Origin of the sequence: Palleniella intestinalis, from assembly GCF_013166595.1 — a bacterium.
GTDB classification, from domain to species: Bacteria; Bacteroidota; Bacteroidia; order Bacteroidales; family Bacteroidaceae; genus Prevotella; species Prevotella intestinalis.
The window spans coordinates 162,397-174,715 of sequence record NZ_JABKKG010000005.1; the positions used below are offsets into that span (position 1 = coordinate 162,397).

General features: G+C 47.9%; 8 protein-coding genes. 3 read left to right on the plus strand and 5 right to left on the minus strand.

Annotated elements, in window-relative coordinates:
* Nucleotides 1-22 precede the first annotated feature (22 nt).
* The 3 genes from HPS57_RS08590 to HPS57_RS08600 are packed head-to-tail and all read right to left on the minus strand — an operon-like array spanning nt 23 to nt 5,742.
* The gene (locus tag HPS57_RS08590; RefSeq protein ID WP_172182159.1) at nt 23-1,798 is read right to left on the minus strand and encodes an exo-alpha-sialidase; all 1,776 of its coding nucleotides are present in this window, start codon (nt 1,796-1,798) and stop codon (nt 23-25) included.
* Nucleotides 1,799-1,801: 3 nt separating this feature from the next.
* Nucleotides 1,802-3,277 (minus strand): glycoside hydrolase family 140 protein, encoded by a 1,476-nt coding sequence (locus tag HPS57_RS08595; protein ID WP_172182161.1) that lies wholly within the window; start codon nt 3,275-3,277, stop codon nt 1,802-1,804.
* A gap of 2 nt (nt 3,278-3,279) precedes the next feature.
* A complete protein-coding gene (locus HPS57_RS08600) occupies nt 3,280-5,742 on the minus strand; it encodes a glycosyl hydrolase family 95 catalytic domain-containing protein (protein WP_172182163.1) in 2,463 nt (820 codons plus the stop codon).
* Between the two features lie 489 nt (nt 5,743-6,231).
* Here HPS57_RS08600 and HPS57_RS08605 point away from each other — a divergent pair, with 489 nt between their 5' ends.
* From HPS57_RS08605 to HPS57_RS08615, 3 genes are all read left to right on the plus strand, one after another.
* Complete coding sequence (locus HPS57_RS08605; protein WP_172182165.1) at nt 6,232-6,570, plus strand: HipA N-terminal domain-containing protein; 339 nt, start codon at nt 6,232-6,234, stop codon at nt 6,568-6,570.
* Nucleotides 6,563-7,498 (plus strand): HipA domain-containing protein, encoded by a 936-nt coding sequence (locus HPS57_RS08610; protein WP_172182167.1) that lies wholly within the window; start codon nt 6,563-6,565, stop codon nt 7,496-7,498. The genes HPS57_RS08605 and HPS57_RS08610 overlap by 8 nt, the downstream gene beginning before the upstream one ends.
* A 188-nt stretch (nt 7,499-7,686) precedes the next feature.
* A complete protein-coding gene (locus tag HPS57_RS08615; protein WP_172182169.1) occupies nt 7,687-7,950 on the plus strand; it encodes a hypothetical protein in 264 nt (87 codons plus the stop codon).
* Between the two features lie 94 nt (nt 7,951-8,044).
* Here the strand turns inward: HPS57_RS08615 and HPS57_RS08620 are convergent, their stop codons facing one another.
* Together HPS57_RS08620 and HPS57_RS08625 are read right to left on the minus strand one after the other, a co-directional pair.
* Nucleotides 8,045-8,479, minus strand: coding sequence for a hypothetical protein (locus HPS57_RS08620; RefSeq protein ID WP_172182171.1), 435 nt, complete (start codon nt 8,477-8,479; stop codon nt 8,045-8,047).
* Nucleotides 8,480-9,016: 537 nt separating this feature from the next.
* A complete protein-coding gene (locus HPS57_RS08625; RefSeq protein ID WP_172182173.1) occupies nt 9,017-12,109 on the minus strand; it encodes a beta-glucosidase in 3,093 nt (1,030 codons plus the stop codon).
* Nucleotides 12,110-12,319 lie beyond the last annotated feature (210 nt).

Sequence of the window (12,319 nt, forward strand, 5' to 3'; positions counted from 1 at the left end):
GTTTCCCAAATTACCAAGAGAACTATTTTCCTTCATTAAGGATAGCACTGTTGATGCCTTGTTTGTTTGAGCCGTCAAGTACACCGTCATTGAAACGGTAAGCCTCAACCTGCATGCCGACCTTGTCATATTCCCATGTGTACATGTTCGCAACAGCACCTGTAAGGCGTACTCCGACAAGGTCACGTGGCTCCGGAAGCAAGTCCCAGCGGCTTATCAGGCGCACCATACCGTTAGGACGGTAGTGTGACCAACGTGCAGTGTTGTCGTCCTTACGCACCCATTCCCACACTTTTGTGCCATCCTCACGCCACAAAGTCTCTGTTCCGACCTTCTTGCCGTCCTTGTATGTCACCTCATACTGTTTCTGTCCGTTAGGATAAGTGTAGCTTTTCTTGCCATTAAGGACATAGTATCCGGACTTCGCAAGTGGAGTAAGTGCGGACTGCTTGCCATAAACGGAGCCTTCAGCATCCTTTGCCGTGACGATGTCGCTGTCAATCCACGCCTCGTTAAACTCGATTTCAAGTCCCGGATAGTTGGTTGTTGTGAGGACATGGATAAGACCGTCATGTCCCTGACGCATAGTAACATAACCCAACGAAGGGTGTGTCACACGGTGATGCTGCGGAAGAGTGATTGGCAAAGTCTTGAATTTCCATGTCTTGCCGTTATCACGTGATATGGCAACGAAGCACTCATTGCCGTTCTTCCACCCTTTCGGCGGAGCGATTTTCTTCTTGTGCATATAGGAGTCACCCACAATACAGAGTGCTCCTGACTGTAGACGGATGATGCAAGGGCGTTGTGCCGTGCCTGCCGGAGGGAAAGGTGATGGTGTGCCTTTTGACCATGTAGCCCCCCAATCGTGAGAGATGTTCTGCGGATTCCAACCATTAATGCTGTTATTCTTGCCTCCTGCGGAAAGCAACGTGCCATTATCGTCCAGCATAACAATAGTGGAATGACGGCTGTCTGTGCGTCCTCCCATGTCGTGCCATGTCACACCGCCGTCCTGACTGCTGAGAAGGAAACTCTGTGCGCCTTTTCCGTCAAGGACAACAAAGAGTTCTCCCTTCTTGTTCTTGAACGCATTGGACACAGGCTGTGCAGTGTACTGTTCCAATTTCTTGTCCATTTGCGGAACTGAGAATGTCCATGTAGCACCATTATCCGTTGATTTCATTATGCGGAAAGGCACATAATCGGTCATTCCTCTGCCACCGCCGAAGAACCAAAGCGTGTCCTTGTCAGTGAGCAGCAGAGCCGACTGGTCATTGCCTCCATAAGTGGTGAAGAGCAGTTCCGGCATATCCCATTCGTCACAGCCATAGCGACGGCGGCACTGGACAAACGTTGTACAGGTGTCTGCCTCCGCCTTTCCTGTCGGAGTGGAGAAATAAACTGCAAGAATATCGCCGTTAGGAAGCACCTCCATGCCTGCGGAATGCAGGTGAGTGTACACTCCCCAATCAAGTCCGACCTTCTCGCCCTGCTCGGTAGGGGTGTAGCATGACGGCACAGGGAGCGCCATACGCACATTATAATAAGGTGTATTTCCTGCATTAGTGACAGGAGCCGGCTTGCCTTGGTTAACGCACTGCTGCGTGAAAGGCACAATATCGCGCTTCGCAATCTCAAAGACAGCCTGTCCGTCCGCATCTCCCACGGCAGCCATATTGGCACCGGCTGTTATGTTAGCACCCACCACAGTGTACTTGTGCTGTGGAAAAGCAGATTGGGCAGAGGCTGCAACAGCCCCTGCCACAAACATTATTGACAATATTTCTTTCTTCATTTCTTACTCATTAAGGTCTCTGAGATTCTTCCAGTCGCTCTGCTCCGGAATGATTGTCATGTCCGGTTTGAGATATTCCTTCTTAGCATCAAAGGCGATGAGTACACCGTCATTGACACCTTCGTGAGAGGATGCCGGACGGAAAGTCTGGATTTTGTCAGCCACCTCACCTATATATTCCAGATGACCTGTTGCTGCATCCATCCAGAAAACTTTCTTTGCCTTGCCGGAAATGGTGCGGAGGTCTATCTTCATGTCACGTCCTGTATAGTTGTAGACCATAAGATAGTCCTTGCCACGTGTGGCGATGAGACGGTTATACTGTTTTCCGTTCTCACCTGAAATGACCTTCTGGTCAGGGACACGCTCAAAGTATGGGAAGGTCAGCATGAGTCTTTTCACATACTGCATCTGTGAGAAGCCGGGGTCTTTCATTGCCTGATACCATGTCTTCACATCACCGGCATCACCATAGCTTGTGCCGTAACCCGGCTTCAGGAACTGCATAATGGCATTGTGACCATAAGTATGTCCGAAACTTCCTGCGAACACTGACCAGTAGGCATAACGGCGCACATCACAGTCAAGCCAACGCTTCTCATTCGCATCGTGCAGTCCCTGAGGAATATCCTCATAGGAAGGCTCTGCATCAATGACAGGCTTGATAGGTTTGTAAGCCCAAGTTGAGTCAACATACATCCAGTTATCCTCCTCGGTGTTGTCAGGAATAGGATAATCCTTGTTGCCCATGCGCTGTCCGTAACGACGGTGTCCGGACTGGAACATGTGGAAATCAAGCCACGGTGCTTTTGCAAACCACTTTGCACTGGTGTAGCGTCCACGCGGATGATAGGTCATAAGGTGGTTCTTGTCGATAGACTTGATTGTTGTGGCGAGAGTGTTCCACACATCAGCATTGATGTCTCCCTGGATATCACCACCGATAATCCACACGATGTTCGGTGAGTTCTTGTAACGGTTGGCAAGGAATGTGCCGTACTTGACAGCATCTTCCTTGGAAAGAAGACCTGCCTTCACAAGACCGCCCCAGATACACACCATACCTATATATATACCTTCATGCTCCGCCTGCTTGACGATGTAGTCCATGTGGTCCCAATAACCATAAACGCCTTTCTTGTCAATGTTCTGGAAATTCCAACCGTCTATGTTGGACATCTGTCCGTAATGGTTATAGGCAGGCACACCGTCAATGACCTGGATCTGCACCATATTGTATCCTGCCTCACGCACACGCTGCAGATAATAGGCAGCCTCGGCGCGGTCGGTACGTTCAGGAAGCAGCCATCCTGTCTCACCGAGCCAGAAGAACGGCGCACCATTCTCATGCTGCAGGAAGCGTGAGTTCTGTGAGACTTTAAGTTTTCCGTTATCCCATGGTTTCTTGTTGCCTTCAGCAGAGGCAGTCCCTGCCACAAGGGCAAGGAAGAGTGTTGATAGAGCAATAATCTTTTTCATTGTCAGTTCTTTATTGTAATCATTTGGTTAGCAGTTGTCTTTACATCGTAAACATAAGTCTTCGGCATGTTCACCGGATTGAGTTTCACCTCCGAATTGTTCTTTGTCTCGAGAGTGACAGGCACTTTGAAGAGTGGATTCGGGTTCTGCCCCTTGGCACTCTTCAGGCCTTTTCCCTTCACAGGATAAGCAGTTCTCACACGGAGGTTTCCTCCTATTGTAGAGCGTATCTTACAAGAAGTGATGCGTCCGTCCTTCCATGCAAGTTCCTCGATAACGAATCCGCCACGGCAACGAATACCGGTCACTTTGCCTTCATTCCATACAGAAGGTACGGCAGGCAACAGATAGACTGCTCCGTCATGGCTCTGCACAAGCATTTCCGCTATACCTGCGGTGCAACCGAAGTTTCCGTCAATCTGGAACGGTGGATGTGCATCGAAGAGATTGCCATAAGTTCCGCCCTTCTTCTTGTTCTTTCCATAAGCAACAAACTTATCATCAGTGAGTTTAAGCTGCTCCTTTATGAGCTTGTAGGCGTGCTCTCCGTCCAGCATACGTGCCCAAAGGCAGACTTTCCAGCCCATGGACCAACCGGTGGAAGGGTCACCGCGATGAATCAGTGATGTGCGTGCGGCATCGAAAAGCTCAGGGGTGCGCAACGGAGAAATGGAAGTTCCCGGATAGAGTCCGTAGAGGTGGCTGACATGACGGTGGTCATCCTTCGGATTATCCCAGTCCTGCGCCCACTCCTGCAGCTGTCCCCACTTGCCTATTGTGCCGGGAGTCAGCAGCTTTGTGCGCTCAAGATAGCGTGCTGCAAGGTCGGCATCGACACCGAGAATAGCCGCTGCCTGTGCCACCTCACCAAAGATTTCTGCCACAAGCTGGTTGTCCATAGTACATCCGGAAGCAATGTTCTTAGTGCCTTTGTCGGCAGGATGAAGATTCTCCGGCGATACGGAAGGACAGATGACAAGATAGCCGGTGTTTGGGTCTTTGACAAGAAGCTCATCTACAAACTGTGCCGCGCCCTTCATTATAGGATAATATTCCTTCAGGAATTCCTTATCGCCTGTGAACAAATAGTGGTTCCACAGATGCTGGCAGAGCCATGGGCCGCCTGTCATCCACAGTCCTGAAGCAGCACGGTCGACAGGACCTGTGATGCGCCAGATGTCGGTGTTGTGATGAAGCACCCATCCTCCGACACCGTACATTGTCTTTGCGGTTGCCGCACCGGTAGTGCTGACATCCTTTATCAAGCAGAACAACGGGCCGTTAAGTTCGGTAAGGTTTGTTACCTCTGACGGCCAATAATTCATTTCAAGATTTATGTTGCAGGTGTATTTGCTGTCCCATGACGGCAGGAGCTTGTCATTCCAGATGCCCTGAAGGTTTGCAGGCTGTCCGCCCGGCTGTGAAGAGCAGATAAGGAGATAGCGTCCGAAAGCGTAGTAAGTGCCTACAAGATAATTGTCATTGTTCTTTGCAAACTGCTCCACACGCTGTGATGTGGTCAGATGACTGAACTTGTCCGGACCGAGCCACAGCTTGGAGCGGTTCATGAACTGCCGGAAATAAGCGACATGAGCCTTTTTGTCCGCCTCATAGTCGTCAGCCATTGCCTTGCGCAAATAAGCCTTGCACTTCGCAGCCTCATCACCGCTGATGTCGTTGTAGTTCACAAAATTCGTTGCTATACTAACGTAAACAATCGCCTCGTCAGCACCTTCCACACAGATGATGCCGTCGCGTGACACGGACTTTCCGCCCTTTGCCTGCACGGCAAGCCTGCCTTGGAACTTGATCTTGCCTTTCAGTGCCTCATGGGTAGGTGTGACACCTTCGAGAGACACTTCCCTGCCGTCACTCTTGATAATCACATCATGGTGAGGTGACGACAGATTGGCATTAAATGTTATGCAGCCCGGCTTGGAAGCGGTAAGGCGCACCTTGATGACATTGTCAGTAAATGAGGTAAGTGCCTCACGCTTGTAGCGCACACCGTTGACAGTGTACTGCGTGACAGCTATCGCCGAATCAAGCGAGAGATAACGCTCATAGTCGGTGTATCCGGCATGCCCCGGAGTGGAGATTGTCAAATCGCCGAAAGTCTGGTAAGGCATACCGTTGTTGCTGCCTGACATCAGATGCTCATCAGCCAGCTGCTGTGCCTCGGCAAACTTACCTGCAAAGACAAGGCTTTGAACTTTCTTGTACCATTCTTTGGAAGTTTTGTTGGCGTTGGTGTTAGGCTGTCCCGCCCAGATAGTCTCCTCGTTAAGCTGCAGACGCTCCGTTGTAGGAATGCCATAGACCATCGCTCCAAGACGGCTGTTGCCAAGCGGCAACGCCTCTGTCCACACCTCTGCCGGTGAATTGTACCACAAACGGTACTGCTGCGCGCTCGCCGTGAGCGTGCAGAGCATTGTAAATACCAATGCTATAATGCTTTTTCTCATTCAGATGTTAGTTTGGGTTAGTGTTGCAAAGTTACAAAATAAATTTTAAATATCAAACCTTATCGCACATTATTTTATGGATTTAGTGGGACTTAGCCAAAAAGAGGGATATTGGCAGAGTGAAATTGTAAATAAAAATATGGTAAATCTGTCAAAGAACGCTATAATCAAACACTTGGTTGTGATTACGGATGCAAAGTTAATATATTTCACAAGCGATTCCAAATTTTATAGGGGTATCATTAGGGGTATATAGCAGAAAAGCATAATAATCACACTCGAAATTATACCCTTTATGATATAATTTCATGAAAACACGAACATTTTATACCCTTTGTGGTATAATTTGAAATATTTATAGTATCTTTGCATAAGACAAGCTGCACCTTGGCAACTTGGAACAAGTTCCATTGCATAACGTCCGGACAAGGTGAACCTGCTCCTCGATTTCTTCAATTACGAAATGGTTGCAACTGAAAAACAAAGGCTATGAGAAGCGCAAACATATTCTATAAAGACCTGCTGGCAGGCACTCTTATTGAAAATGACGAAGGATACATATTCAAATATTCAACAGAATACCTGACATCAAAAGGCGCAAAAGCAATAAGTCTTACACTGCCACTACAGGAAGAAGCATACAAAAGCCATGTCTTGTTCCCATTCTTCGACGGTCTGATTCTGGAAGGATGGCTGCTTGATGTTGCACTGAGAAGCATGGACATAAGCATACTCGACAGAATGTCGCTGCTACTCACATGCTGCAAAGATTGCATAGGGGCTGTAAGCGTTGTACAAACAGAAGGAAAGGAGGACGAAAATGCATAAATGCCTATATTGCTACCGTGAGCTGAAAGAAGGAGAAAGAGACATGCACGAAGAATGCATAAGAAAATTCTTCGGTGCGGGTTCAATTCCAACCATGGAATACACAACAGACGAGCTTGACAAGCTGGCACAGCACATAATACAAGAGCAGACATCACTGACCGGAGTGCAACCGAAACTGTCGCTGAACCTCACCACACACGAAGGCTGCAAGCGCCTTACCATAGTAGGGTTATGGGGTGACTACATCTGCAAGCCACAGACTTCCGCCTATGAAATGATGCCTGAGGTGGAAGACCTTACCATGCACCTTGCAGAAGCAGCAAATATCGAAGTTGTGCCACATACTCTTATGCGCATGGCTGACAACAGTATCTGCTATCTGACCAAGCGCATTGACCGCAAACCGCATGGCGAAAAGATAGCAATGGAAGACATGTGCCAACTCATGGAAAGGCTCACAGAATACAAATACAAAAGCAGTTACGAACAGGTTGGCAAAACTATCCTGAAATATTCGTCTGTTCCAAAAATGGATGTGACAAATTTCTTTGAACTGGTGCTATTCTCTTGGCTGACAGGTAATAACGATATGCACCTGAAAAATTTTTCCTTGTACGAGCCGGAAGAAGGAATGATCCGCCTGACACCTGCTTACGACTTGCTGAATGCTGCGATAATCAATCCCAAAGACCATGAGGAACTGGCACTGTCCCTCAACGGAAGGAAAAGCAAAATCAAAAAAGATGACTTCATAAAGGCTGCCGAAACTATCGGAATCCCTGCAACCATCATTATGCGTCTTTTCAGCAAATACATCAAACTCCAACCTGTTTTTGAAGCAGTCATCCGACAATCGTTCCTCTCTGATGAACTGCAGGACAAGTATATAAACCTCTTGGCAAATCGTATTGACAGACTGCGATAAGTGAAAGCAATATTCCACGCTTTGAAACCAAAACATCACATTAACATTCTCCGTTGGCTCAGGAGGCACTAAAACGCTTCCGTGCGGTGAAGCGAGGTCAGCCCCAAACGCTATGGGTGGTATGCACATGTAGAAACAGCAACATCATCGAAATTATAGTCAAACAAAATTGATTTGCGAAAACACTCATGCCTTATTGTAAACATTTCCATGCAAAGTGTGGCGGAGCCACAGCCCTTACGGTAACCTCCGGCTTTAGCCGTGAGGACTGTAAAGCAACTCAAACGCTGTGTGGTGGAACCACACTCCTTTATGCAGAGCACACAGACGGCACGAACCTCAACAATCCACTTTCATACGCTTGTGCGAAGATGAATCATAAAAGAGTGTGGCGCTGCCACACGTTATGTATGGACTACTTCATATCCGCAGGGCTGAAGCCCGCGCCATAAGGGCTGTGGCTCCGCCACACTTTGCATGGAAATGTTTACAATAAGGCATGAGTGTTTTCACAAATCAATTTTGTTTGACTATAAAAAAACTGTTTCATATATCATCAAATATATTATGAAGAGTACTTTTATGTCGATAGATACATTTCCAGTCTGTTACCGATCCCCAGAATTTCTCGGAATCAATTTTCGACCAATCGTTTTTTTCACCTTCTGAATTAAAGGTAGAGCATGCTAAACATGAGGAATAGTAGTCGTACACATAATATACATCCTCTCCTTTCCAGTTACCTTTAATTGCTGCCACTTCTCTTGGATCGTCAAGTGGTCCCATACCGTCGATAAATTCCGAAAGCCATACGGGAAGGTCTCCGTTTTCAATATCCTGTTTAGGGGTATTTTTAATAGCCTTACGGACTATTTCTACCGGATCAGTAACCGTATTTTCCGTTCTTTCTTCGGCAGAGCATCCGGCTAATACGAGACTCAGAACAAACAAGATTGTTTTTGCAAATAAATTGATTTTCATAGGCTGATTGTTTTTAATTAATAGGTAATAGTTTAGAGAAATGGACAGAAGTTATGAAATGGTTTAAGTGATAACGTTGGGTCAATCCTTGCCCCCAAATCAATACCGCTGTACCAACATTTTGCTGTAAATTTAATGAATAATTTAGAAATATCCAAATATATTGAGCCAAATTAACAATACTTTAACATAGGCAAATCTTAACTTATAGCTATATTAGCATAACACTTTTCATCCGACGGAGGATTACCATAGGGAAGGCAAAAGAAGACATTACATCCGGAGATGACACTTTACGTTGCCAAGGGTAATCTTTCACCGGACAAAAGGTAACACTTTACCATGCAAAAGGTAACCTTTCGCAGTGTGAAAGGTTACCTTTTGCCACACCTTGTCTTAGCAAAAGATAAGACATTGTATATCAACAGATTAGCAAAATACAATTTCTCACAAAAAGTACTCCCCTCATTTCCTCGCTGAAAGCGGGAGAAATGAAGGGAGAGAACGGATTAAAAAATATATCAAACAACCTTTCCGTTATTTTTTTATGTACTTGTAGCCATTGAGGATGTAGACACCTTCAGGCAGTTTGTCATAGTCAGATGCGGAGCAGACATAAGCTCCCATGACAGTATAGACATGGTCGGTCTTGGCAAGCTGGCTACTGTTGGAGATGACAGGGAACTTGTCAATGTTTGTGGAGATGTAGGAATCCTCGGCAATACCTGCCTGTGCATTTAGCGAAACCTTCTTCGCATTCTCGTCGGCGGAGTTCGTTGCCACTTCAAGTGTCACGGTGCAGGCAGGAACTTGGAAGTTATGGGCATCCGTATTGTAGTATGCGAGGCTGCGGTATGACACAGGAATCTCCGCTTTCACTGTCTCTCCGGCTTTCACCTCCACACGCTTGAAGCCAACAAGACGCTTGTTAAGGTTGCCATAGCAGCTGTTTCCGCCGAAGGTAGCGTAAACCTGCACCACCTCAGCACCGTCGCGCTTGCCTGTGTTCTTGACGTTCACAGTGACAACAGCGTCACCACTTGTCTTGCTGATTGACGCCATGTTAAGGACAGGTGTCTCGTATTCAAACGTTGTGTAGGACAGTCCGTAGCCGAAAGGATACATCGGCTTCTCCGCCTGGCACGGGTTTTTCGCGCCCTTGCCATAGTACATGTAGGTGTAGCCCCAATCATCGATGTTGTACTCCATCATACCCTTGCGCTTGAACTCGGAGAAATTCTTTGCAGAAGGGTTCTCGCTCGGCAGTTCCTCGATACTGTTGTACCATGTCGAGGTGAGTTTTCCGCCTGGGTTTATGTCACCGTAGATGGCGTCACAAATCGCCTGTCCCTGAGCCTGTCCTCCGTACCAAGCCTCCATAATGGCAGGAAGATTAGCCTTTGCCCATGAGATATCTACGGACGAACCTGTCTCAAGCACAAGGACTGTGTTAGGGTTGGCTGCATAAAGTGCCTGCAGCACCTCATCCTGATTACCCGGAAGGGTGAGCTGCCAGCGGTCGTGCGACTCTGTGCCTGTGGCATGGTCGGCAGGTTTGTCGAAGTTTGTGCCGCCGATGAATATCACAACATCGGCGCGCTTGGCAACATCCACGGCACGCTGTATCATGGCTGCGGTGGCTTTTTCATTGACATTGGCGGATGTCTTGCAGAGGTAGAGCGGGCCTTGTGTCTCCTCTGACGGAATCTGCGGACTGTTCGGGTTGGTGAATTTGAATGACTGGTAGTTGCCGCAATAGCTGTTTGTGCCAGAGAACTTCACATAAAGGTCATGCACACCGTTAACGACAGCCGGGTCGACAGATGCCGTGACCGTTGTCCATGTCGTCCAACCACCTGTGTCCTTGTTGCTTACAGTGAGGAATGGCTTGCTGTCCTTGGAGTCAAGGCAGAAGCTGACAGTGCCCAGACCGCTGCTCTTCGCACCGCAAACCATTGAGAAATCCGTGCATCCTGCCTCACCGAAATTGACTTTCTCGTAAAGGAAGATGTCGCCCGGAGCTGTGTTTTCAAGGTTTCCTGCTCCTTTGTCATTACTGTCTTCACCACGCTTTGAGACAACCGCCTTGTCAAACGGCACGGCAGGGATGTCGCCTGTGCGTGCCTTTTCAAGCTCAAAACCGAGTTTCTTTGTGAATGCCTCATACGGCGTTGTCGTATAGGTCGGTGTGCCGGAGTAGTCGCCGAGCATGACAGCGTCGGCATAAGGACCGATGAGAGCCACCTTCTTGTCTGTGGAAATAGGGAGCAGACCACCCTCATTCTTCAGCAATGTCATGGACTCCTGTGCCGCTTTAAGTGCCAAAGCACGGTTTTTCTCGCTTTCGAGGGTGTTGTCTATCGGGTAAGTGTAGTTGTCAAACTCACCGAGGGCGAAACGGGTTTCAAGCACGCGCACCACGGCTGTATCGATGTCTTCCTCTGTAAGATTGATGTAACTTGGATTAGCATTCACGACTGTCGTCTGCTTTCTGTCCTTTATCGGATAGTCCTTCTCCAATGCACGGAAAGCAGGGTCAGTGGCATTCATCGCCGCACGCTGGAGCACGGAAGAGTTGTTCATGAACTCACAGTTAGTGTCGCACCCAGCCTTTATGGCGAGTGTGGCGGCACGCGCCTCCATTACCGGCTGAATCTGTGTCGGCAGGGAAGCATAAGGGTTGTGTATGGCACTGAATTCCTTGCCTCTGTTGATTTCTCCGTCTGCCGTATAGCCGCCGAAATAGAGATGTTTTGTGTCACGGTAAATGCAGGACAGTCCGGCACAGTCGGACACAACATAGCCGTTGAAGCCCCACTCTTTGCGGAGAATGTCGGTGAGGAGCATCCTGTTTCCGGCACATGGCAGACCGCCATGAGCATCTTTACAGCCGGCGTTGGCAGCGTCTTTCTCGTTGATGTCTGTGGAAATGGCGTTGTAGGCAGCCATTATGGACTTCACACCGGCATTCTTCACAGTCATTTCAAATGCCGGAAGATAGTATTCGCGCATGTTCTTCTCGGTCACGAACGATGTCGTCGACTGTCGTCCCTGCTCATAGTTGTTTGCGGCAAAGTGCTTTGCACAGGCGATAATCTTATAATAAGGTGTCTCAGGAGTAAGTTCTCCTTGGAATCCTTTGACAAACTCCACGGCAAGAACGCCTGTGAGGAATGGGTCTTCACCATAGTTTTCCTCCTCACGTCCCCAACGCGGGTCGCGCGACATGTTGATTGTCGGTGACCAGTAGTTGAGTCCTTTGCCTTTGTTTATGTGGTAGATGCGAGCCTCATCGGAGGTCGCGCTGGCACAGTCATAGATGAGTTGAGGGTCCCAAGTGGCAGACATGCCCTTGGATTCCGGGAAAGATGTTGCCGGTCCGGAGCGTGCCACACCGTGAATAGCCTCGTTCCAATACTGGTAGGACGGCAGGATTGTGACACCGTTGCGCCTTATCGGTTCGCTGACATTATTGCCGAGCTGGTCGACTTTCTCACGGAGTGTCAGTTCCTTGCAGAGCAGTTTCGCACGTTCATAGAAGCTCAACGATGTGTCCATCCATGGGAAATCGTCTGCGGAGGCTGACATGGCAACAGCCAGGAATGCAGCAAGAATGGTTTTCTTTTTCATTGTTGGTATAATAGTTTAGTTGTGGATAGTTTTTTAGTTCTGATTCTTCATGTTACAAAATTAGTGATTACAGAAATATAAAACAGGGTACAAACTGACGCAAACAGAGGAGAAAGGAGGGTTTTCGCATGGAAAACAAGTGTTTTTACTCTATTATCAGCGGAAATCACGGTAATTATTTTTTGTATATACCGAAGAAAAATATTGCTC